The sequence below is a fragment of the Mycobacterium sp. 1245852.3 genome, from assembly GCF_001669335.1.
In the GTDB taxonomy this organism is placed as follows: Bacteria; Actinomycetota; Actinomycetes; order Mycobacteriales; family Mycobacteriaceae; genus Mycobacterium; species Mycobacterium europaeum_A.
On record NZ_LZLL01000591.1, the window covers coordinates 1 to 21656 of the forward strand.

30 protein-coding genes and 2 pseudogenes are annotated in these 21656 nt (G+C 64.7%); 24 read left to right on the forward strand and 8 right to left on the reverse strand.

Annotated elements, in window-relative coordinates; translation table 11 throughout:
• The 5 genes and pseudogenes from A9W96_RS32390 to A9W96_RS27560 form a co-directional block, all read left to right on the forward strand.
• Nucleotides 1-1140: pseudogene (locus A9W96_RS32390) on the forward strand (hypothetical protein); the annotation flags it as partial.
• Between the two features lie 130 nt (nt 1141-1270).
• Nucleotides 1271-1582 (forward strand): DUF732 domain-containing protein, encoded by a 312-nt coding sequence (locus A9W96_RS31030; protein ID WP_197499682.1) that lies wholly within the window; start codon nt 1271-1273, stop codon nt 1580-1582.
• Between the two features lie 50 nt (nt 1583-1632).
• Nucleotides 1633-2061 (forward strand): hypothetical protein, encoded by a 429-nt coding sequence (locus A9W96_RS27550; protein WP_231999932.1) that lies wholly within the window; start codon nt 1633-1635, stop codon nt 2059-2061.
• 309 nt (nt 2062-2370) lie between these two features.
• Complete coding sequence (locus tag A9W96_RS27555; RefSeq protein WP_156765446.1) at nt 2371-2814, forward strand: nitroreductase family deazaflavin-dependent oxidoreductase; 444 nt, start codon at nt 2371-2373, stop codon at nt 2812-2814.
• Nucleotides 2815-2962: 148 nt separating this feature from the next.
• The gene (locus tag A9W96_RS27560; protein WP_231999933.1) at nt 2963-3217 is read left to right on the forward strand and encodes a VOC family protein; all 255 of its coding nucleotides are present in this window, start codon (nt 2963-2965) and stop codon (nt 3215-3217) included.
• Between the two features lie 11 nt (nt 3218-3228).
• Here the strand turns inward: A9W96_RS27560 and A9W96_RS27565 are convergent, their stop codons facing one another.
• Nucleotides 3229-3516 (reverse strand): hypothetical protein, encoded by a 288-nt coding sequence (locus A9W96_RS27565; RefSeq protein ID WP_067144430.1) that lies wholly within the window; start codon nt 3514-3516, stop codon nt 3229-3231.
• Between the two features lie 9 nt (nt 3517-3525).
• Nucleotides 3526-3636 (reverse strand): annotated as a pseudogene (locus A9W96_RS31885) (AAA family ATPase); the annotation flags it as partial.
• Between the two features lie 167 nt (nt 3637-3803).
• On the opposite strand from A9W96_RS31885, the gene A9W96_RS27570 reads away from it, so the two are divergent.
• The 3 genes from A9W96_RS27570 to A9W96_RS31890 all read left to right on the forward strand — a co-directional run bounded on the left by A9W96_RS27570 (nt 3804) and on the right by A9W96_RS31890 (nt 5068).
• Complete coding sequence (locus A9W96_RS27570; RefSeq protein WP_067144431.1) at nt 3804-4442, forward strand: maleylpyruvate isomerase family mycothiol-dependent enzyme; 639 nt, start codon at nt 3804-3806, stop codon at nt 4440-4442.
• A gap of 135 nt (nt 4443-4577) precedes the next feature.
• Nucleotides 4578-4838, forward strand: coding sequence for a hypothetical protein (locus A9W96_RS27575; RefSeq protein WP_067144432.1), 261 nt, complete (start codon nt 4578-4580; stop codon nt 4836-4838).
• Nucleotides 4835-5068 carry a hypothetical protein gene (locus A9W96_RS31890; protein ID WP_156765447.1) on the forward strand — a complete coding sequence of 78 codons (234 nt, stop codon included), beginning with the start codon at nt 4835-4837 and terminating at the stop codon, nt 5066-5068. Before A9W96_RS27575 ends, A9W96_RS31890 begins: the two co-directional genes overlap by 4 nt.
• A 60-nt stretch (nt 5069-5128) precedes the next feature.
• On the opposite strand, the gene A9W96_RS27585 is transcribed toward A9W96_RS31890, so the two are convergent.
• Nucleotides 5129-5770: a hypothetical protein gene (locus A9W96_RS27585; RefSeq protein WP_067144434.1), complete on the reverse strand. Its 642-nt coding sequence runs from the start codon at nt 5768-5770 to the stop codon at nt 5129-5131.
• Nucleotides 5771-5848: 78 nt separating this feature from the next.
• Entirely contained in the window at nt 5849-6193 is a 345-nt protein-coding gene (locus tag A9W96_RS27590; protein WP_067144435.1) for a DUF732 domain-containing protein, read from the reverse strand.
• Nucleotides 6194-6579: 386 nt separating this feature from the next.
• On the opposite strand from A9W96_RS27590, the gene A9W96_RS27595 reads away from it, so the two are divergent.
• The 6 genes from A9W96_RS27595 (at nt 6580) to A9W96_RS27620 (ending at nt 9864) form a co-directional block, all read left to right on the forward strand.
• On the forward strand, nt 6580-7365 hold the full coding sequence (locus tag A9W96_RS27595; protein ID WP_067144436.1) for an SDR family oxidoreductase: 786 nt from the start codon (nt 6580-6582) through the stop codon (nt 7363-7365).
• A 78-nt stretch (nt 7366-7443) separates the two neighbouring features.
• The gene (locus A9W96_RS27600; RefSeq protein ID WP_197499683.1) at nt 7444-8016 is read left to right on the forward strand and encodes a TIGR03086 family metal-binding protein; all 573 of its coding nucleotides are present in this window, start codon (nt 7444-7446) and stop codon (nt 8014-8016) included.
• 165 nt (nt 8017-8181) lie between these two features.
• Nucleotides 8182-8730, forward strand: a complete 549-nt coding sequence (locus tag A9W96_RS27605; protein ID WP_156765448.1) for a hypothetical protein — start codon at nt 8182-8184, stop codon at nt 8728-8730.
• Between the two features lie 87 nt (nt 8731-8817).
• Entirely contained in the window at nt 8818-9120 is a 303-nt protein-coding gene (locus A9W96_RS27610; protein WP_067144439.1) for a hypothetical protein, read from the forward strand.
• Between the two features lie 29 nt (nt 9121-9149).
• On the forward strand, nt 9150-9428 hold the full coding sequence (locus A9W96_RS27615) for a type II toxin-antitoxin system PemK/MazF family toxin (protein ID WP_231999934.1): 279 nt from the start codon (nt 9150-9152) through the stop codon (nt 9426-9428).
• Nucleotides 9429-9459: 31 nt separating this feature from the next.
• Nucleotides 9460-9864, forward strand: coding sequence for a hypothetical protein (locus A9W96_RS27620; RefSeq protein ID WP_067144441.1), 405 nt, complete (start codon nt 9460-9462; stop codon nt 9862-9864).
• 27 nt (nt 9865-9891) lie between these two features.
• Here A9W96_RS27620 and A9W96_RS27625 read toward each other — a convergent pair whose 3' ends face one another.
• Both A9W96_RS27625 and A9W96_RS32965 read right to left on the reverse strand, forming a co-directional pair.
• Nucleotides 9892-10278 carry a nuclear transport factor 2 family protein gene (locus tag A9W96_RS27625; RefSeq protein ID WP_231999935.1) on the reverse strand — a complete coding sequence of 129 codons (387 nt, stop codon included), beginning with the start codon at nt 10276-10278 and terminating at the stop codon, nt 9892-9894.
• Nucleotides 10275-11045 (reverse strand): hypothetical protein, encoded by a 771-nt coding sequence (locus A9W96_RS32965; RefSeq protein WP_231999936.1) that lies wholly within the window; start codon nt 11043-11045, stop codon nt 10275-10277. Before A9W96_RS32965 ends, A9W96_RS27625 begins: the two co-directional genes overlap by 4 nt.
• Before the next feature lie 172 nt (nt 11046-11217).
• Here A9W96_RS32965 and A9W96_RS27635 point away from each other — a divergent pair, with 172 nt between their 5' ends.
• The 6 genes from A9W96_RS27635 (at nt 11218) to A9W96_RS27660 (ending at nt 16423) form a co-directional block, all read left to right on the forward strand.
• Nucleotides 11218-11811, forward strand: a complete 594-nt coding sequence (locus tag A9W96_RS27635; protein WP_067144444.1) for a winged helix-turn-helix domain-containing protein — start codon at nt 11218-11220, stop codon at nt 11809-11811.
• Nucleotides 11808-12269, forward strand: a complete 462-nt coding sequence (locus A9W96_RS27640; protein WP_067144445.1) for a hypothetical protein — start codon at nt 11808-11810, stop codon at nt 12267-12269. The genes A9W96_RS27635 and A9W96_RS27640 overlap by 4 nt, the downstream gene beginning before the upstream one ends.
• A complete protein-coding gene (locus A9W96_RS27645) occupies nt 12266-12691 on the forward strand; it encodes a hypothetical protein (protein WP_156765449.1) in 426 nt (141 codons plus the stop codon). Before A9W96_RS27640 ends, A9W96_RS27645 begins: the two co-directional genes overlap by 4 nt.
• Nucleotides 12692-12706: 15 nt before the next feature.
• The gene (locus A9W96_RS27650; protein WP_067144447.1) at nt 12707-13306 is read left to right on the forward strand and encodes a hypothetical protein; all 600 of its coding nucleotides are present in this window, start codon (nt 12707-12709) and stop codon (nt 13304-13306) included.
• Between the two features lie 158 nt (nt 13307-13464).
• Nucleotides 13465-13971: a hypothetical protein gene (locus A9W96_RS27655; RefSeq protein WP_082972668.1), complete on the forward strand. Its 507-nt coding sequence runs from the start codon at nt 13465-13467 to the stop codon at nt 13969-13971.
• Nucleotides 13972-14065: 94 nt separating this feature from the next.
• Entirely contained in the window at nt 14066-16423 is a 2358-nt protein-coding gene (locus A9W96_RS27660; RefSeq protein WP_156765450.1) for a hypothetical protein, read from the forward strand.
• A gap of 201 nt (nt 16424-16624) precedes the next feature.
• Here A9W96_RS27660 and A9W96_RS27665 read toward each other — a convergent pair whose 3' ends face one another.
• Together A9W96_RS27665 and A9W96_RS27670 are read right to left on the reverse strand one after the other, a co-directional pair.
• A complete protein-coding gene (locus A9W96_RS27665; protein WP_067144449.1) occupies nt 16625-17002 on the reverse strand; it encodes a type II toxin-antitoxin system death-on-curing family toxin in 378 nt (125 codons plus the stop codon).
• A complete protein-coding gene (locus A9W96_RS27670) occupies nt 16999-17196 on the reverse strand; it encodes a hypothetical protein (RefSeq protein ID WP_067144450.1) in 198 nt (65 codons plus the stop codon). Before A9W96_RS27670 ends, A9W96_RS27665 begins: the two co-directional genes overlap by 4 nt.
• A 167-nt stretch (nt 17197-17363) precedes the next feature.
• On the opposite strand from A9W96_RS27670, the gene A9W96_RS27675 reads away from it, so the two are divergent.
• Genes A9W96_RS27675 through A9W96_RS27690 form a run of 4 tightly spaced genes read left to right on the forward strand, consistent with a single transcriptional unit; the run spans nt 17364 to nt 21566 of the window.
• Complete coding sequence (locus tag A9W96_RS27675; protein WP_067144451.1) at nt 17364-18554, forward strand: C2 family cysteine protease; 1191 nt, start codon at nt 17364-17366, stop codon at nt 18552-18554.
• 23 nt (nt 18555-18577) lie between these two features.
• On the forward strand, nt 18578-19087 hold the full coding sequence (locus tag A9W96_RS27680; RefSeq protein ID WP_156765451.1) for a hypothetical protein: 510 nt from the start codon (nt 18578-18580) through the stop codon (nt 19085-19087).
• Nucleotides 19084-20598 (forward strand): hypothetical protein, encoded by a 1515-nt coding sequence (locus tag A9W96_RS27685; protein ID WP_067144453.1) that lies wholly within the window; start codon nt 19084-19086, stop codon nt 20596-20598. Before A9W96_RS27680 ends, A9W96_RS27685 begins: the two co-directional genes overlap by 4 nt.
• Nucleotides 20598-21566 carry a hypothetical protein gene (locus A9W96_RS27690; protein WP_067144454.1) on the forward strand — a complete coding sequence of 323 codons (969 nt, stop codon included), beginning with the start codon at nt 20598-20600 and terminating at the stop codon, nt 21564-21566. Before A9W96_RS27685 ends, A9W96_RS27690 begins: the two co-directional genes overlap by 1 nt.
• Nucleotides 21567-21656: the final 90 nt, after the last annotated feature.

Here is a 21656-nt window from a genome sequence, read left to right on the forward strand (position 1 = left end):
CAGCGACCACCTCGGCGGGCGACAGTCCGGTTCCGCCGCGTTCGGCGAGCACCGCACCCTCCGCACTCCGCACTACCGCCGGGCCACTTCCCACCCGGGCCGCCCCCGTGGGCGGCCAGCAAGCCCCCACGCGCGCGCAAGCGAGCCTTCATCGCGGCCGCCGCCGTCATCGCAGTAGCTGTACTGACCGCAGCCGGCATCTTCGCCGCACACCAATTCAGCGGCCCCGACGCCGCCCAGCGCGCCGCTCAAGACCGCGAGGCAGCGCGCCTGAGCGGTCAGCATTACTTGGAGGCCTTGGCCACCGGCGACGCCCACACCGTGTTAGCGCTCAGCGCCCAACCACCCGCGACGCCGCAGCTGCTCACCGATAAGGCCCTGGGCGCCCAACTGTCCGCCACGCCGATCACCGACATCGTGGTGACCAACACCGCCGGCCAAGACCCCACAGAGTCCCCGGATAACCAGCGACTCACCCTGTCAGCCAAATTCGGGCCAACCCCCTCACAAACGGCCATCACCGCCCACCGCCAAAACGGCCAGTGGAAACTCGACACCACCACCATCGCAGTGACCATCAACGCACCGCCAGATGCTGACGCCGCGATGAAAGCCCTCACCGTGTCCGGCGTCGACGTCAACGGCCTCAACACGATCTCGATATTCCCCGGAACCCCTCAAGTCGCCTCGTCGAACCGCTACATCGACATCACCGCCCCGCCCACACCACTGCTGCTCGAGGCGCTGGGCCACAGCATCAGCTCCCCGACAATCACCCCGACCATCGCGCTCAACGACGCCGGCCGAAAAGCATCCCTCGACGCCCTGGATCGCCGACTTCACTTCTGCTTCAACGGCGCACCACCGGCGGAAGGCTGCTGCCCGCCCGGCGGGTGCCCCCAATACATCAACACCGTCGACCCCAACGCGTATCAGAACCTCATCTCCCTCAAGAGCACCCAAGACATGAATTACGAACTTGACCCGAAGCTGATGAGGGTGCACTTGACCGGAACACTCAACTACAACGCCCAGGCCACAACGCACGGCCAGAACGTTCCGGTCACCTCCACATTCAAAGTGGACGCCAAAATTGACCTCAAAACCGAGCCACCGGTTTATGTGCCCCGAGGGCAGTAATCCTCGGCAAGAGCAACGGGCCAGGCCCTCGCCGCGCGCTGAGTCGTGCGGCGCACAACCGCTCACGAAGAGCTCGCCCCTCAAATCCCGAAACACCCGCCGTGTCAGAGAAACCGGCTATGTTCACGTAGTGACTACGAAAGCTGCGATGCTGCTGGCCGTCGCTGGAATCGCCGCAACGGCCTTGGCCAACACCGCGCTCGCCCACGCCGACGAATCAACATATCTGTCGCTCATACACAGCCGCGGCATCCCCGCCCCAGACCCCGCCATGATCTCGCTGGGCCACCAAATCTGCGCCGACGCGCGCGCCCACGTGCCCAAGGACAACACCGTCCAAACCATCGACCAGCAAGCTCAAATCTCTGACCCGATCGAAGCGAGCTTTGTGTACAACGCGGCGCTGATCAACCTTTGCCCAGGCGTGCAACCCGGGCCATAACCATGCGCAATTCATGCCGCAGCGTCCGCCTGCTGCTAGCAGCCTTGTGCGTGGCGACGGCTGCCGCGGGTGGTGTGGCGGCCTGGCGAATCCACGAGCGAACTCAACCATGTTGGCCTGTACGGCAATTCGTCATTTTCAACCGCGAGACGCAGGCCTCGCTGAAAGCCAAAACACGGTTCGCCGCCCCCGGCTCCTACGAGCCGGACTCACTTCCCAGCGCCGCCGATTACCAAGCGTGGTTGGAGGGCTTACAGCAGCGCGCCAACAACGTCACCGCCGACGGCCTGTCGGCCCACGCGCAACGAGCTGCAGCACTCGCGCAAGAGTTCATGCAAACCAGCAACAAGATGAATGACGAAATCAGCCGACAAGACCCGCTCAGCCCGAAGCTGCCGCGATCGGCAAAAGCGGCGGCGCAGATCAGCCACGAGTTCGGTGTCGAAATGGACACGCTGTCACGCGCCTGCCCGATTTGAGCCAAGGCCGCGTCGCCCCTGCCTCAAGTGGATCGCCAGCCGACCGCACGCATAGCAACCGATTTATCCGCTGCTGTCGTTACGCGTTGAGATGATGACCAACGGCGAGCGACAACTTGTCCGTTTTAGGTACGAGACAGAGAAATTCAGATGATCCACGCCAGCATGGCTCTGATCGCGAATTGGAGCGGCGTTTGATCGTGAATTCCAGCGTCACCGGGGCTGATCGTCGACCAACGTGATCGTGAATTTCAGCGTCAGTCAGATCGTCCCAACCCGGAAAGTTGCGCCGCGTGGCATGCTGACCCTGTGCCGAACAAATTCGCTGATGGCATCGCCGCGTTCGCAGCGCGGCTGGCATCACTTATTGGCGCCGATGGGATGAGGATCGTCGCCCGGATCATGAAGGTGATCAATGTTGTACCGAAGCTGGTGGCGCCCCGCATGCCGCATATGGCGGTCATCGAACACACCGGCCGCAGTTCAGGAAACCTCTACCGCACGCCGGTCATGGCATTCGTTGAGGGGGACGCGATTTCGATCGTGTTGAACTACGGGACCACGTCGGACTGGGTGCGCAATGTTCAGGCTGCAGGATCGGCGGATGTCGTACACCAAGGACGCCGCTATCGACTCACCGACCCCCGCGTAATCCCCACCGGTTCCGCCGAGCTCCCGCCGGTCGTGCGAGCTATGCGAGCCAAGGACCGCAGCGCTCTGCACGGTGTCTTGGCGGCGTCAACGCCGGGGTAACGCGGCCAATCCCACGTGGGGCGTGGTCGAACCGCGGAATGCGAACTCATTGGAGTGGCCTCACGGTCGACTGCTTCGACCCCGTCCGGCTCGCCGCGTTCTGGGTGCCTTGCTCGATCGCGCGGCAGAGCCTGGTCTGCCCGGGTGGATGCAGCTGGTGTCACAGCATGAGCATCAGCCGCGGATCAACTTTCAGCCGGTCACCGAGCCCAAGCGCGGCAAAGTGCGCATCCACATGGATCTCACCGTCGACGACTTGAACCGCGCGATTCGCCGTGTCATAGAACTCGGCGGCTCGGAGACTGGAGAGCGTCACGAATACCCCGAAGGCACGGCCGTCGTGCTCAAGGATCCGGAAGACAACGAGTTCTGCCTCGTGCAATACCGAACCGCGGGTGCCTGAGCCGGCGAACGTCAGGTGAATTGCACCGGGACGATTTCGGTCCGGGCGATCGCGCGATCACGATCGGCCGCCAGCGCCGTCCGACAGGGATCGCTCATGAAGCCGTCCATCGCAGTCTGCGATGCCCATTCGAACAACTGGATCTCCAGCGGTCTCCCGTCGGCGCCGTCACTACGTGCCCGCGTTAGGACTTGCCCGTCGTGTTCGTTGACCAGCGCCAATACGGCATCTTCATAGGCGACGAGGGCCTCGTCCATACCCGGATGGGACCACAGCAAGGCGTAGAAGGTCAGCTTCATCGACTCAACTTAACCAGTGGCTGCGGTTCTGGCTTTGGTGTGGGCGAGTCGGTAGCTGTCGGTGCCGGTTTCGACGAGGTTGCCACCGAAGGTGAGCCGGTCGACGATGGCGGCACTTATCTCGATCTTGCTCTTGAAATAAGTGGTTTGAACTCGGGTTTTGCGTTCTGGACGTGTGTCTATGACAGATGTTCATCTGCGCTGGCGCTTTGTGTCAATAGGGGCAAGCGAACGAGGCCGTCGATGGAACCAACTTGGGTGTTCGGCCTAAAGTCTTTCTTGTGCGAATGGCTCGCGAGCGTCTGTTCGTCGCTATCGCGAACGAGCGGCGCGAGATCGCAACACTGGTCGACGGCTTGGACGACACACAGTTGGCGACGCCCAGCCTGTGCGCTGGCTGGGATATCAAGACCGTGGCGGCCCATCTCGCTAGCTCTGTCACCGACGGTTTCCTTGTGGCCATGAGGAGAGCTCTGCGCCGCGGCAGCCTGGCGCGGGCGATAGATGAGCTCGCACGGTGTCGCGCGCAAATGCCGGCCGGCGAAATCGTTACCACCTTGCGTCAACGCGCCAATTACCCGTTAAGTCCGCCGGTGGTCGGGCCGGTGGCCCCCTTCGCCGATATCTTGATCCACGGCGGCGACATCAGAATTCCCCTCGGCCTCCCGTTCGAGCCTGATCCCGAACAGGTGGCGGTTGCGCTGGATTTCCTGACCGGGCCATGGCCGTTTGGATTCGTGCCCCTTGGCCGGCTGTGGGGCATCTCGTTGCGCGGCATCGACATTGGGCGGTCCTGGGGTAAGGGGGCCGAAGTCCGCGGCCCCGCGGCCGCCTTGATGATGGCCGTCAGCGGCCGTTCCGCACTGCTGCACAACCTAGACGGGTCCGGACTACCCCTACTGCGCCAACGGCTGGCGTCTGCCTGACTGCGGTTCCTCTTGTGGTGACGGTTTCGAACGCCGAGTCGATCATCGCGTGCTCGCCGCACGGAGTTGGCCGTGGGCGCGAGCCAGAGCTTCGCGCAGTTGTTGATTGTCGTTGCGTAGCTGGGTGATTCGTTGATGGGGCTCAAGGAGATGGTCCGCACCGTCGACCTGTTGGACGCCCTGGCAGCCGCCATCTCCCAAGATGGGCCGCTCGTGGAGGGTGAGCGCGGGTTGAAGGCTCACCCGGCGATCGTAGAGGCACGTCAGCAGAAGATCGCGTTGGCGAGGTTGACGGCGGCGCTGCGCTTGCCGGCCGGCGACGACGATCAGCCGGCGGGTCGCCGGCCGCAGCGCCGAGTGGGTGTGCGTGGTGTTTACGTGATGAGGGGGTCGTGATGCGCCGCCGCGGCGACGACGCCGGTACCGAGGCTGTAGCCGTTGATCCGCCTGCCGAGCTGGTCGACTACGAATGGTGGTGTGCCGCCGCCGGTATGCCGGCGTCGCTGCACGAAGGGTATCGGTGGATTGATGCGCGTGAGACGTGGGCGGCCGCGCACGGTGTAGACGAAGAGCATATGCCCTATGTCGATCCGACCGAAGAATCTTGGGACCCGTCTACGCTCTGAGGGACAGGCCGGACGGCAGCGTGGGCGCGACGAAGAAGGCGGACCTGCCGGATCGTCGATCTAACCGCCAGATTGCAACTCCATCAGCCGCCACAGCAAATGATCGAGTTGTTTGACTGTCGGTTTAGGGTTCCTCTGCGCATACTGCTCGGCGAGCGCGATGAAGGCGGCAACGAAGCTACGGTAAACCAGTACGCCGTCAGGCAGTTCCGTCAGGTTGTCCCGAACCGGCCTGCCCCTCCGGTTAATTAGCTTCCCCATCGCGGCATCCGCTCTGGCGTCGAAAATTGGCACGATGGGGCAGTGGAAGTGCAGGTACTTTGAGACGAACGAAGTCAGGTACTTCACGGATGTGTGGCTGATGGCTCTAGTGACATCACTGTGCAATCGAACGATCTGCCCGGCCGCGTGATGGTCGAAGGGACGACCTTCGAGGCGCCGCAAACCATCGTCGATTAGGCGCGGATCGTCTATCAGCGCTCGGGCGACCTCGGACTCGGGGTCTTTGCCGGGGTCGCCGCCCCACGAGCGGGATATGCCAGCCGCATATACCCGCCCAACGATGACGACCTTCGTATACGCATCATCGAAGTCATCATGGCCCGCTCGTCGGCGGCTGCAGAGTTCGTAAAGTTCGCTGTCGACCGGTTTCCAGTTGCTCTCATAGTCCGCAATCGCCGCAGCCAATTGGTCCTCCGGCATTTTTGATTCAAGCTCCTCTTTTGGCGCTCGGCGGCGATCGGTACAAGGGCAGAGGCGGCAGGCGCAGCAGGCGCCGAATCAGGCGCCGGGGCACAGTTGGCTGTGCGCCGCCCGCACGAGCATTCGTGCTTGGTCCAACGGGACTTCGGGGTTGGTTTGGACGACGATCTGGGCCGCCTGGGGTTCGGATACGCCACCAGCCAGGGCGTCGCAGATCGTATAGCCGATATTGAGGGCCGTTTTGTGATCGTCGGCATTGTGCGTACGGCCGTTGCTCGCAGCGTCGAGCATCGACAGGTAACTGTTTTCGTCGGCGTGTGCGACGCCGCTGGCGGCAAAGACGGCGGCTGCGGCGGCGATGGTCGTCGTTACTCCACCCGTGAGCCAGGTGCGCCCTCGCCGCGATGGAGTGTGGTCGGTCATCGGTTCCCCCCCTGCGCGTGATCCGAACAACCGCGGATGATATGCACGAACGCCCAGAACGGTGCAGACGTTAACAGGCGATTGCTGAGCGGCGCAGGGAAATTAGCAGGAGGAGGTATGGCCGCTCGGCGCGCAGATTCGGGCGATCGACGAGAGGGAAGCCGAGCAGGCAGCCGCGCAGGACGACGATGACGACCAGGACGACGACGCGGACACCACCTTCGACCCGAACTCGTTGTAATCGGATCCCGGTCGGCTTCGCACCAACCTGCTCTTATCGCAACCACATCGTTCTCTTACTTTTCTTAATATTGGGATAGGCTTTCGCGTATGCCGGGACCCCCGGCAGAGAAACGCGGCATCAAACGCCAGGGCAGGCAGGAACCATGGACAGTCGTCGGTCGCCTACGGGCCGGCAGGTCATCTTCATCACCGGAGGATCCCGGGGCGTCGGGGCAGCGACAGCACGCCACCTCGCGTCCCCGAACACTCACGTCTTCCTCACCTACCGCGAAAAATCCAGACGCGCCCACCAGATTGTCGACAGCATCGCCGCAGCGGGAGGATCCGCATCGGCGGTCCGCCTCGACATCTGCGACCCGGCCGCGTGCGGCGACGTAATCCACGCTGTACGAAACGAATTCGGCCGCCTCGATGCGCTGATCCTCAACGCCTCCGGCGGCCTGGAGCGCAGCGCCTCCGCCGACTATCCGATGCGCATCAACCGCGACGCCCCAGTGCATCTGCTCAACCGCGCCTTACCGCTCATGCCCGCCGGCGGCCGCGTCGTGTTCGTCACCAGCCACCAAGCCCACTTCCACGGCCTCAAACCGGTGCCCGCCGACTACATCCCGATCGCGGAAAGCAAACGCGCCGGCGAAGACGCCCTCCGCGCCATGCGCCCCGAGCTGGCCGCCCGACACGTGTCGCTGACCGTCGTCTCCGGCGACATGATCGACGGAACGATCATCGTCCGACTGCTTCAACGGCGTGACCCAGACGCTGTCGAAGCCCGGCGCGCCCACGGCCCGCTGCCCACCCTCGACGAATTCGCCGCAGCCATCGCCGCGGCCGCGCTCAACCCGGAATCAGCCGACGACACCATCTACATCGGCGGCCGCGACTACCTACGCCTCACCAACAACGCGCCGACCACCCAACAAGTCCGATAGGGCTCCGCGCCGAACGGCAGGCGGGGCACGATCCCACCAAACACGTTGCCCCACAACCCACTAAGAATGGAAGCGCAGATGCCTTTCGCAGAGCCCACGCACTTCATGCAAGCCGCCTCGGCCGTCGACAACGTCCTAGCTCACGCAACCGACGACCAGTGGAGCGCACCCACCCCGTGCACCCAGTGGACAGTCGCCGATGTAACCGAACACCTCATCGACGTCAACCATTCATTCACCGCGCAGCTCCGGCCCGAGGATGGCATTGCGTCGACCACCCACACCGGATCACCGTCCGACGAACTCCTTGCCCAATACCGCTGCTCCACCGAGCAATTGCGCCGCGCGCTCGACTGTGCGACGCAACCCGATGGACAGCTGCCCACATCGCTGCGCATTCGGCTTGCGCTCCGCGTAGCCGATCTGGTCATCCACGGCTGGGACATCGCGACCTCAACCGGCGGCTGCCTACAGATTGATGACCACCTGGTCGACGCGGTGCTCACATTCGCCGACAGCCGCCGCGCGGCCCTGCAACGCGGCGGCCAATTCGCCGCACCCAAACCGATCAGCAACAACGCACCAGCGATCGACCGTCTCGCCGCGCTGTCCGGCCGCACCCCGACGCACGCGCCAGCGCACGGGGAGTAAAGCCGTCACGAAGTGTGGCGCCTGCAGTTCAGCACTGTGGGTGGTGCCAAGCTTTCGATTAACGACAACTCGGCCTTGGTCGAGAGAGCGGCCTTATTTCCAATTCCTTTGCCGTCCGGCAGTACTCGGCCACAAATGTCGCTGGCCAGCGATATCGTCACTTGCATGAGCAACGACGTCACAACGTATCGTTTCACCACCATTGCGGTGGGCGACCTGCCCTACCCGGAAGGATTGGGCAAGGCGGAGTACCCAGAGCTCGAATTCGGTATGAGGCGACTCCTGGGCCACCGCTGGGACGATCCGGTCGCCAACGAGCGGTCTTTCTGGACACCGGCCTACCAGGATCTCATTCACACTCACCTCAGGCCCCATTTCGATCGACATGGCGACATCGTCGAGATCGCCACGAGGGCCGTCAACGGTGCACACGCCAGCCACGCTCTCAACAGAGATATCACCGGCACCTATGCCGAGGCGTTTACCGAATACCGCTGCGGCATTCCGTCGCTCGACGACCTACAAGCCGCCCACGGCCCTGTAATCGCATGGTGGATCCTCGACCCGCCGCGCATTTTTTGGGACGGACGGGCAATGTGGTTCGTCGATGGACGCCACCGCCTCAGCTACCTCAGATCATTGCTGCAGCCGAGCGACCCTGGCTTCCCCATCCTCGTCGAGCTCAGCCGCTCTGCCATAGATGCCGCCGTCTGACCGAGCCACCGACGAGTACCGAAGGGTGGCTGTCGGTGTAACTCTGCGGCCGGTTAATGCACCCATGAACGGTGTAAGTTCTGCAGCATGAGCAAGCGGGTCAGCCTGATCCTTAAAGATGCTGATGAAGCAGCTCTCGCCCCGTATCTGAACGAGGGCACGGCCGAGTTCGAGGCACTACGCCAGTGGGCCGGCCAACGTGGCGAAGGCGACATCAAATCAGAAGCCGGCGCGCTTCGCGCATTGCTCCAAGCCGGCGCGGACGCGGTCGGGGAGGGCGTGCTCGATGCCGGATACGCCGAGCTGGCGGCCGAGTTCAACATCCAACGCGCCGCCGAGCGGCGACCTGCGCGCGACCGACGCGCTCGTAGGAGTAAGGCCGACCGTTGATTCGTGGGATGCGGAGCAACGTATACCGCGTGGATCTCGGACACGGCCCTAAGCCCTGGGTAGTTGTTAGCAATGACTCCCGCAACAGGAACCTCGACACCGTTTTGGCGGCGCGGATCGCCACAACGACCAAGAACGGGCACTTGCCGACAGTCGTGCCGCTGAGCGCCGCCGATCCGCTCGACGGCTTTGTGCTTGTCGACGACATCGTGCAGCTCTGCCACGCCGAACTCACCGCGCCGCTCGGCGGCCTTTCGCTACCGACGATGCGGGAGATCAGTGCAGCGCTACGGATAGCAGTGCCTTGAGCGCTGGGGTTGGCAAATAGAGGGGGACTGAATGCTCACTGTGTCACTTGACCGGGATACCGCCGTGATTTTGATCGCCCAAGCGCGGCAGCTCCCGGTCGCGGATGTGGAAGCCCTCGACGACCGTGATTTGGAGGCTCAATTCCAGAGCGTTGATATCCGCCGAATGCTGGCCCGATTGACAGACGCACCGGCAAAGGAGCCTGCTCCACATGCGCTGCCGCCCAACGGAAACGGGCTAGATGTGCAACTCAGCCCCCTTGAAGCACGGGTGGTCGCCGACGAGTTACTACTGGCTGGAGACACCCTGGTCCGCAAAGCACTCGACCAGCTCGACCGAGGCGCAGTGTTCGATGAACTGATGGACGCGGCGAACCGCCTACTGCAGCGCGGAAATAGGCTCAGTCTTGCGGCGGCCCAGGCCGAGAACGGCTAGACAAGCGAACAGATCCCCAGTAGGCGGTCAGTCGACGGATTTGGACGCCCAGTATTCCCGCAAGCTAGCGATGCGATCTCCGTCGAGCTCGAGGATGGCTACCTCACGCATCAGTTTGCGGTGGCCTTTGACGAGGTCGTCGAAACGGGCTTCCCATTCAGCGATCGCGGTGGATCCGTCGACGTACAGGCTGATGAGCCGTGCGTCGATGTTGGCCTGCTCGCGCGCAACTTTGGTTTCCCAGTACCGTCGAATCTCTGCGGTGGTGCGCATCGGCTCGTCGAGGACGCGCTCGTGATACGTCGCCTCGGGCGTAAAGATCGTGACGATCAGGTCTGGGTTTTGCGTCGTCCACGCGCGCAGATAGGTGTCGACGAGTTGGCGCACGTGCTCGTGCCGTGTGGGTGCGTTCAAGAGTGCTCCGTTACCTGGGCGAGCGGGATTGGCCCGTCGAAACGGGTTCGGTCTCTGAGCATTTCGAAAATCTTTTTGGGTTCTGCCAGCTTCACGGTGGTCAGATCCACACCTGCGGCGGATCCAGACTCCACTCGCGCCCATCGCCATCGCTCCGAAGCGACCTCCGTGTCGGTCAGGACTGCGGTGTAGAAGCCGTCCATTGACGTTTCGCCGGGCAAGACGGCCAGATGAATTGAGCCGTAGAAGTAGCGGTCGTTGACGTTGCGCCACTTGCCGATGATGTGACGGCCGAAGACTTCGGCTTCGATGTCGTTGGCATACCCGCGTTCGCGCTCTTCGAGGCGGGGGCTCGGTGGGTAGTTGGTCGCTGTGACGCCGCCCTTGGTCACGTCGACCTGTGACAGATCGGCGTGATGCAATCCATCGACCACGTAGCTGGTCACCCATAGGCCGGCGAGGTCGGTCGGTTCAATGCCGGGCCGGACACCGGTCAGCAGATCGCCCCGATGCGGGGTATCGGGGTGTCCAAACAGTTCTTTGGCGGACCAACCCGGGAACATCCGCTCCAGCACAGCGCAATGGTAGCCGCGTGGCAGGTTCTGGATTTCGCCTCCGAGCCAGCGGTAGTACTGCGCCTTCGTGGGGGGTGCTGCTTGGCGGGAGACTCCCAATTCCTTTGCCGTTCGGTTGTATTCGGCGACAAACTCCGAGTACGCGTGCAAGTGGCGTTCCTCGAGGAGGGACTTCAGAGCAATTACACGCACGTGGATCAGCCTACCTATGAACGAGACTCAACGAGACGCAGAGAGACTTACCGCGCACTCAATACGCCCCCTCGGGGGATCGCGCGGCGCCCTAGGGGTTAGGTCGGCTTTATCTAGGCTATATGACCGTATTATATTGACCGTCTGGTTTATCCTGACATATGATCGGTTTATGCGTACTGCGGCTCCGGCGTTACTTCCCGTCTTCCGGTCCCAGCACCAGGGTCAACTCCTGGCCCAGCTGCTACTTGACCCCGGTCGGGAGTACACGGTCACCGACCTTGCGCGCACGCTCGGCGTCTCGAAGCAGACCGCCCAGCAAGAGGTCGAACGCCTCGTCACCGCCCACGTGTTGCGCGACCGCCGGCAGGGCCGCAACCGGCTGATCAGCGCCAATCCCGGCCATCCCGCCTTCACGCCGCTGACTCAGCTCGCGCTGCTGACCTTCGGTCCCCACACGGTCATTGCCGAGGAATTCGGCGCCATCCCCGCAGTGGAGCAGGTGCTGGTCTTCGGGTCCTGGGCCGCCCGCTACACCGGGCAGCCCGGCCCGCCGGCCAACGACATCGACGTCCTGGCGATCGGCGAGCCCACGCGCAGCGATTTGTTTGATGCGGCCGACCGCGCCCAAGAGCGCCTCCAGATCCCGGTCAATCCCGAGCAGGCCACACCGGCCCAATGGGCCAAACCCGGCCAGTGGGCTCTGCTCACCGAGATCCAGCAGCGCCCCTACGTCCAAGTCTTTCCCTCGCAGGACGCGGTATGAGCGGCTGGAAGACGGGCCAAGCGCAGATCGCCGCGCTGGTTGAGCGCCGCCACCTCGAGCAGGTCAGCGGTGACGCCGCCAACGGCGCATACCTGCTTCAACAGGCACGACAGCGGCTGGCCGGCGCACGCGCCGCCCGCTCCGCTGACCACATCGGGGCTTTCGAGCTCGCCTACGACGCCACCCGCCAGGCGCTCACCGCGCTCCTGTCGCAGCAAGGCCTGCGCCCGACGACTGCAGGGGGCCACATCGCCGTCGCCGACGCCGCAGAAGCACAGTTCGGCGCATCGTTTCGGGCGTTCAACCGCATGCGCCGAATCCGTAACCAGCTCGAATATCCGCGCAGCACAGCTGATCTGGATCTGCCTGCCGCAGATACCGACCAGGCGCTCGTCGACGCCGAGCGGATCATCGACGCCGCGGACAAGCTTCTCCCCGAACTCGGGATGTGGCCATGACCTCGGCCCTGCGCAGCTCAGCGTTCAAAGCGGTTTCCATTGTCGGCAGATGCTGGGACAATGCACCTATGGGGAGCAAATCCAAGCTGCAGATCGACACCCAAGAGTTGGCGTCAGCGGGCGCTAAAGCAACGCAGACGCTGACCGGTAGCGCCGCGCCGACGTTCGCCCCGCCACCGCCTGCCGCCGAATCGAAACTCGACGCAGCACTGGTTGGCGTGATCGCGAAAACCGAAGCTGTACGCACGAACGTGGACACCACGGACTCGCTCTGGGCCACCAAGCAGCAAGCCGCACTGACCCAGTCGCCGCCGGTTCTGGCCCAACAGGATCAGCACGCCGCGCAGGACTACAACAAGGTCCAGTTCCCGACGCCGGTCGTGAAACCAGGCGGCGGATCCAACCTGCCACGAACCATCTAGCCAGGAGTTTCCCTCATGTCGATCGCCCCACCGGCCCAACCCGCGTGGCCGCCGCCCCCGCCGCTGCAGCGGCGGCGCCGCTGGCCGGCGATCGCCGCAGCCGCAGGCGCCGGCGCAGTCACCGCCGGCGTCATCACCACCCTGGTCACCATCGCCGCAACTCCCGGCCCGGCCAACAACAGCACGCCAGCCGCGGTACCGACGGTCATCGTGACCGCCGCGCCTCAGCGGCCAGCAGCCCCGCTGCCGGCCGCTGAGGCGGACAAGAAGACCTGCCAAGGCTGGGCGATCGCCGACGACCTGGTCACCACCGCGGCCTCGGGCCTCAACGTCATCCCGCAGAACATGCCGTTCACCGACCCCGCCGTACAGGCCAACCCCTCCTGGAAGGCCGCAGTAGACCGCGCCAGCCAGCTTTACGGCCAGGCCGCCGAAACCCTGGCAGGCCAGATTGCGCCCGGTACCAGCCCGGTGCTGGCTGGGTTCGCTGACAGCACCGTCAGCGCCTTGCGGACCCTCGCGGTGGCCTACAAGACTTTCGACCCAACCTCAGGCACCGTCGTGGACATGTTCACCGCCGGCCGTGACGCTCTCGATTGGTCGTGCGGACGATGACTCAGCACCACACCGTTGACGTCGCGTTCCCGCCGCCGCTGCCTCCGCCGCCGGATCCAGGGAAGTGGCCGCCCCCACCCGGGCCGCCGCCACCGCCTCCTGGTGGATCCCGGCGGAGCTGGCCGGCACTCGCTACCGCCGTCGCAGCGGGCGCGGTTGTGGCCGCGATCATCGCCGCGGTGATCACCATGCAGGTCCGCGACACCACGCCAGCCGCCGCGCCGACGCACGCGCCTGTGACGAAGACGGTTCAACCGCCGGCGCCGGCGTCCCCGGCGCCTCTGCCTACTGCGCAAGCGGACCGCCAGACCTGCGAGCAGGGGTGGATTCCGGCAGGTCACTTCATCGACTCGGGCAAAGCTGCGCTTCGGACGCTTCCTGGTGGTGTGCGGATTGGTGATCCAATCGTGAAGACCAACCCGGACTGGAATGCGGCGGCCCAGCAAGCGGCTAGCTTCTATCGACAGGCCGGGGATGCGATGGCTTCTGCCATCGCCCCTGGGACCACTCCAATCCTCGCCGCAGCTGCGGACACAGCCGTGAAAGAGCTCCGCCTGTTTAGTGTTGTCATCAGCACAAACGACGCCACTGTCGGCAATGCCGGAACACTCGGCAACGCGACCGCTAACGCGGTCGGCACCTTGTGCGAGCGGCTAGCACCTTAACTGGAAGGAATTTCTAGCGGTGGCTTCTGGTGCTGGCGATCCCCCAAAGCCCAATACTGAGCATTCGCAGGCGATCCTAGGGACGTCCTGGCCGTTGCAGACGGCCTCCGCGTGGTCGGCCTATTCGGCGAGCTTCACGTCCGCGGCGAATAACTTGTTCCCTCAGCTCCATACGCAGCATGACATCCGCAGCATCGTGGCGCCTATGGAGGGCGCCTTCATCGATGCGGCCCGCAGACTCGTCGACGGGCGTCAGACAACGCTGGAGAATCGCATCGAGGGCTACCGTTATCTCGCCAAGAGAGCGCTGTGGGCTTCCGGCGAGATCCATGCCACGAAGGCCGATTTGGTCGAAATCGTCAATAAGGCCGAAGAAGACATCAAAGCCGCACGCGAGGCCGCCGAGAAGGCCAAACAGGCAGCCGCGGCCGTCCCAGGTGCTGCTGCAGCGATCGACGCTCAGCTCAAGTCCGACATCGCCTCAATCGTTGCCGGCGCCGCGGGTCTGGCCCAGGCGCGCGATGCCGAGGGCGCAGGGAAGATCGCGACATTGGCCACCGATGTCGGCAAATGGGCAGTGCCGTACGGCAACCCGACACTTCCCGAGTCCGGCGGTGCCCCCGGAGCAGCTCCGGCGCCTGCCGCGCCCGCAACACCCAGCCCCCAAGGAGGTGGTGCTGGCGTCAAACCCGTCGACCTCAACAAGTACAACAAAAACGAGGCCGATCCGAACACCTTGCGACCCGATCAGCAGGGTGGCGGTCCGCAGTCGCAGCAGCAGAATCAGGTGCAGCAGACCGCCTTTCATAAGCCGGATGGAACTGACCAGAACGGGACTAACCCGAAGCAGGCACCGGCCGCTCCGCAGATGGGATCGGGTGGTAGCAATCCGAGCTCGGTGATCGGGCAGATGATGAAGCCGATCTCGTCGGGCAGCGGGGGAGGAGGGTCGCCCGCGTCGATGGGATCGATGATGTCGCCGGGCTCGGCTGGTGCCGGGAACGGTATGGGTAACCCCGGTGGGATGAATCCTGCTGGGACACAGGCTGGGCAGTTCCCCAACGCTACCGGCGCGGGCACTGGTGTCGGGACCGGCGCTGGCGCCGGCGCTGGGGCGGGTGCCGGTCGTGGGTCGGGGTTGGCGGGTCTGGGGTCCGGTATCGCTGAGACGTCGGCGCGGATGGCGACTGGAGCGGTCAGCGGTGTCGCGAATAGCCTTGGCGCGGCGGCCAATGTGGGTCATCAGGTCGCACAAAACGTTGCCGCCGCAGCGGCGCCGGCTGCTACCACGGTCGGTTCGTCCGCGGTGACTACTCCTGCGGCTGCCGCGCCGGGCGTTGGTGGTGCTCCGATGGCGATGATGCCCTCGGCCGCCGCGGGTGCGACACCGGTGACTCCAGTGAGTAGCAGTGGACCGGCCGGCCCTGTTACGCCGTCGACGCCGGCGGGCGGTCCGCCGGGGGGTAGTGGGCCGACGCCGGTGGCGGCGGGCACACCGAATGGTGCGCAGGTGGCGCCCTTGGCGATGCCGCAGCAGCATGCCCGTATTCAGGCGATCGGCGCGGACGGTGCCAGCGGTGAGCTGTTGTTCCAGCAGGCCATGGACGCCGGTCATGACGTGATCGGGGCGATGCTGGCCCAGACCCTGGCCCAGGGCTATATCCAAACTCACTATGCGGTCTCGCTGATTTACGAACGCACCGGGGGAGTGACGGCGTGGTTGGCGACCAGCGAGGGACCCTCGAGCATTCCGCTGGGAGTGCGGGTGCCGCAGGACGTTCGGCTAGCGGTCACTGATCCCGTTGTAGGGCGCGAGCTGTGGGAGGCGAGCGCGGCCGCCGGAGGAATGAATCCCCTTGATGTGGTGGTGCGTCACGCCCAGGCCCGTGAGATGGCTGCCCCGGGTGCACGCGTGTTGGCTATCGCCTCATCGCTGCCGAAGGAGCAGATGACCGACTGGACCTCTCAAGTCAATGCGCGGGCCGTGGAGGTTGACCCTCGTAAGGTCTCGCCGACCACCAACCTCGGTGGGCATACGGTGCACCGCTGCGAAGTAGCTATGCCGTGGGAGTGGCGGCAGGCCAACGCTTTTGATGAGCAGCAACGGTTGCAGATCGCGGCCCGGCACATGCATATGGCTGCCCTTTCTGGTCACCTACACGGGGCTGCGAGCGAGAAGGTTATGCGGCTATTTGAGGAACGCAAGCCCATCGGGGAGGAGCTATGGGCGCAGGTTCGCCAAGAGCGGTTTCTTGCGCTGATCGAATACGAGCAGGCCATAGGTGGCCAGGGCCATGGCGGATCGGAGCCGGCGTTGTCTTTGGCGACGGTGCGTGCTGCCGAAGTCATTGAATCCTTGCGTCATTACGAAACCGTGGAGGGGTGCGCGGACTTGTTGTATGCGACGCGGTTAGCCGGCGCCCCGCTTAGTCCCGCCGCCGCCGTCGCCTAGCCAAGGGGTGGTGGCGGAGGTTTCCCGCTCGGTACGGTGGATGCATCGGTTGTCGCGGCCGCTGAACGCCTCGAGATCACGCAGGTTGCGACGGTGGATCAGAGAGACTTTCGGGCCGTGAAACCTCGCCACTGCCAAGCGTTCACGCTTCTGCCCTACGACGCCTAACGTCGACGGCGGGGGAGACGTCGACGAGTGAGCTCATTCGGCGAAATCGGGAAGTCGGGCCGCGATTTGTTCCCAGGTCAGTTCGTTGGCGGCGATCGCCATGACGAAGGTTTCGGCGGCATCGACGTCGAGGGTCGGCGAGATCCGATGTCCGTTGAGGCCGAGCAGCAGCCAGCACGCTGCCCAGCCTGTGCGTTTGTTGCCGTCGGCAAGTGCTTGGGTCGTGACCAACGAGTGCAGCAGCGCGGCGGCCTTATCCCAGATGCCTGGGTAAGCGTCGTGTCCGAATACCGTTGCGGCGGGCCGCATTAGGCTCGACTCAAGTAGCCCTGCATCTCTGACGATGGGGCGGAAGCCGCATGCGTACTCTGCTGCGATGAGGACCTCGTCGGTCGTGGGGTAGTCGGTCACGCGAGGCGCTGGTTCAACTCGGCTGAGCGTTCGGCGATTTGCTGGGCCAGTGCACGGATGCGGCCTTCGCGGTCGCTGGCTTTGTCGAGGATGGCTTGCTTGGCGAAGGCGCGCATGGATGCGCCCGAATCGCTGGCCGCAGAGCGAACGAGGGTGAGTTCTTCCTCGGTGAAGTCGATATTCAGTGCCGGCATCTCACCCTCCTAGCCTTCAAGTACCACCATGGTACCAGTGCCGGTACCATGGTGGTACTGGCATGGCGGGGGTCCCGTGGGCGCCGGCCGGCGTAGGCGTTCAGGGCCGGGTGTCGCTGTCGTCGGCGACAATCATGCAGTCGAACAACAGGTAGGAGGAAGGGCCGGTGGGGGCACTCGATGTCAACCCGGCTGACCTGTTGCGGTTCGCAGACGCCTATTCCGAGCTGGCCACGCGTGCAGCGCAGATTTCCCCGCAGGCAGCCCAGGAGGTCCAGCGCATCGCCGACACCCACGGACCGATGGGTTACCCCACCGCGGTCGGTATCGCCGCGGGACTCGCGAAAGCAGAGGGCCCGCTGCAGGCGAAGGTCGACGACTTCGACGCATACGCGCAGCGGCTGACCGAGCATGCCGCCACCTACACCAGCGCTGACGGCGGCGGGGCCACGAAGCTGGACGGCCTTGACTTCGATCCCAGCGCCCCTCCGCCCGACGGACACGCCGGCGACGTCCATGAAGCCGGCTTCGGTGAGCGCGGGCCCGACGGAGGACCGCTTCCCCTGGACACCGGCGGTGGTATCGAGTTCCATCGGCGCTGGACCGATAAGGATCTGTTCCCTCACCCACCCGCAGCAGCTGACATCAAGCAAGACTCTGTTGGTGACTGCTACTTCGACGCCACGATCGGGGCGATCGCGGAGGCCAACCCTCAGTGGATCAAAGACCGGATCCATTTCGACGAGGACAACAACTCTTTTGATGTGACGCTATGGAACGGTCATCCCTGGCAACACATTACGGTCACCCAAGACGACATCCAGACCGATATCGACCATCACGGGGCCAGTTGGTTGGATAACAGGCAGCCCAATGCGCCGTTGTGGCCCAGCGTGATGGAGTCGGCATACGCGAAGCTGCAATGCCCTGGCGATGATCTCGGACACGCACTCGATTACGGGATCGGGCGTGGCGGCTCGGCACCAGATGCGCTGCAGGCGTTGACCGGTAACCGCGGGGTGAGCATCGACCCCCGCGACGTGTGGCTGACTAATCAGCACATTGATCAGTCGATCTCGGGGGCGCTGGCAAGCCATCAACCGGTGACGATCTCGACCACACCGACCGGTGGCCCACTGTTGAACACGCACGTCTACATCGTCGAAGGCATCAGCGGCAGCGGCAGCGACGCGCAGCTGACCCTGCGCAACCCCTGGGGCGGCAACCCCAACGATCCGGGTAACCCTCTCATCCAGGTCCGGCTGGGCGATGTCATCGGTTCCGGCCCGACCGGCAAGTTCGGCGGGCTGGGGACTCACCCGACGTTCAATGTCAGCATTGGAGAACTGGGCAAATGAACCGGTCAACAAAGCTATGGGCTTTGGCGGCAACAGCATTGGTCATCGTCGCGGCCCTGGGGTATATCGGTGCGCAGTATGTCTTCGCGCGCAAGCCGGCCTCACTGGCCAGCCTGCCCGAGTATCCGTTCGTCGGCTCCGCCTACTCGATCGATGCCGTGCCCGGGCCCGACCGTGCCCGTGTCGAAACGGTGTTGCGCCAGTTCGCGGCCGGGGTCGAGCCCGGGTATCGTGCGACCGCGGAACGGTTCTTAGCGAGCAAGGGCGAATTCATTTGGGACGCAGTGCGTAACAGCGTTGGCGGCTACCTGTCCGCACCGACATTCCGCGTTGACAACGCTGGGCAAACAAGACCGAATGGTGAGGACCTCGCGTTCGCGGTGTGGTCGCGCACCAACCGGGTGCAGCAGTGGTTCAACCCCACACACATCCTCGCCGTGGGCATGCAGAACGCCCTCCAGCCCGCAGCGGCCGGCGACCAAGTACACGTCTATGCCTACTTCGAACTCACACCCGCGGGAGGGCCAGCATGAGCCAGGACGGGATCGACCAGGACGACCCCTACTGGCTGCGGATGATGGGCACCCGGTGGTCACAGCCCACGCTGTCCGCCGGCGACGTCGCCACGCTACTCAATGTCGGCGACCCGGCAGACCTGCTGCGGCACGCACCCCTGCTGCCGGGCCCTGAGCGTGATCCTGACGGTACTCAACGGTGGTCGCGCGCAACCGTTTACAACTACATTCTGCTGCACCAACCAGAACTTCAAGACCAGGTTCCCCGGCTGTATCCGTTCACCGCGGCGCTGGCCCCGGCCACCTTTCTGTTCGGTCAGGTTGTCGACGGGATGGCCGTACACGCGTGGCAGCCTGGCGATGGACGGGGCCCGATCGCGGTGGCCTATGCCGGACACGAGCAGCACGAAAACGAACTTTATCGGCTCGCCGAACCGTTGTTGGCGCGCCTGCCGTGGGCCACGGCGGTGTGCCTGCCGGAAATGTCGACCCACAGGGCCAACGACGGCGCTTCAGCGCCCTACGTTGCCGTAGCAGACCGCCACCGTAAGAGAACCAGCTACGGGTGGTTCGAGGTGGCCGGGCTCCTGCGGGTCGATCTTCCGTGGTGGCCGCCCGTGTTGCGGAATATCGACGCGATCGCAGCCTGGCAGCCCGGTGCCCCGGTGCAGCGGATCCGAGCCCGCGTGGGAGAGTGGCCGGATCCGCGTCGGCTAGCCGCTCTGGTCACTAAGGACACGTCGGAATACGTCACCTCTCTAGTGGGCCGTGCGATCGAGTTTCTCAACCGCGAGGTGGCATCGGGCTGCATCGGTGATCAGAATCGCGAACAGCTACCCGCCCGGCGTGGTCTGCTGCATGCTGCGGTAGCCGATATCGACCTCAGCCGCCCGGCGGTGCAGATCACCGAGGCCGAGGTGGCGGTGCTGCTGCACCAGAATTGCGACGATGAGGCGGTCGCCGCCGACGTCCTCAGGCTGCTGGTTGGTCATAGCCCGATCTCCGGTGTTCTTCCGATCCCCATCACGTCGAATCCCTTGGCGGCGGAGTGGATCGCCCGCCTGGAGCCTGCTGATGGCTCCGAGCTCGGGTTCTGGAAGGCCCGTGGCCACCCTGGGGCCGCGGCGGACGCGACGGCTTACCGGGACCCGCTCAATCCGCACTGCTGGGTTGTGGCGACCGCTGACACCATCTACTCAACGGTGGGCCGATCGGTGCCGGCGACTGGCCAACTGACCGAACTGTTCTACGAGCGCAACGGCGGCATGTTCCGCGACTCGCGGGGCACCGTGTGGCCGTTGCCCGCAACAGGTTTCGGCGTGACCGATACCGGCCCCAGCGGCGGCAGGGCAGGCAAGGAGACGTTGGTGCAAATCCTGACGAACTTGATCCTGGATGCCAGCGGCGACATCACGCGCCGCGAGGTGTCCTACAGCCCCGACTCGCCCTTGGCGCGGCTGGTCGCCCGCACGGAGCCGCCGTTGGTGATCAAGCCGGGCGACCCGGTCCTGGCGATCGGAGAGCGCTGATGGCTCTCGCGGCGTTGCCTGACCCGCCGCAAACCTGGGAGGAAGCCAGGCCGTTGTTGCGGTCGATCTTGCGGCCGGCCACCTACGCCAGCTTGCGCCGAGATGGTGAGGCGGTCGCGTGGCGGCAGCCGGTGTCAGCGTTCGCCAATGAGTTGGTGGCGGTGGATTTCCCGCAGGCCCGGCTCATTGTCACGGTCGAGAACACCGCGCTGTGGGGGGTGGGCTGGCGTGAGGTGTTCGCTGCCGGCCGAGAAAATGTTGCGGCCCTTCACCCTGTGAGCACGGATGTGTCGTGCACCGAGGCGCCGGCCTTCTACGACGTCGAGCAGGCGACCTACATCAGCTCGGCGATCTTGACACCCGGATGGCTGGCAGGGTTCGGCCGGCCTGAAGAGCCCCGCCCGGTGGCGTTTGTGCCCAGCGAAGACGTCTTGCTCATCGGCAGCGACGACCCTGAGGAGGGGGTGAAGTTCTTCGAGGTTGCCGAGAAGATGTATTGCGAGGCCGAAAGACCAGTCTCGCCAGAGGGATTCACGGTCCGCGGTGGGCGGCTGGTGTCCTTCGACAAGGCTGGTCCGCATCCGCTGCGGAGCCTGGCGGTACGGGCGCGCACGTGTGCGGCATTTCGCCAATACGAGGAGCAGACAGAATTTCTGAAGCGAACCTACGAGGAGGACCTGGTCGCGGTGTATGTGGCGGCCGCGCAAGTCATCGAGACCGGACATGGTCTGGCCTCGGCCACCGTCTGGGGCGAAGGCGTGACCTACGACTTGCCCGAGGTCGACTACATCCTGTTCATCAGCAACAACGATGAGCGGTTCGTGGTGCCCTTTTCGGTGGTCGTCGACATAGTCGGGATCGTGCCCACCGCGGCGGTGTTCCCGCGGCGCTATCGCGTTTCCGGGTGGCCCGAGCCAGCGCTGATGGAGTACCTGCGCCTCCACGCCGTGCCGCTGAATGCGTCCTGAGCGCCGCGGCGGCCGACGACGGTTCTACCGGCCACGGTCACCGAGAGGTGATGCGGGGCGCCTGGGTGGCTCGGCGGCATGCAGTAACCG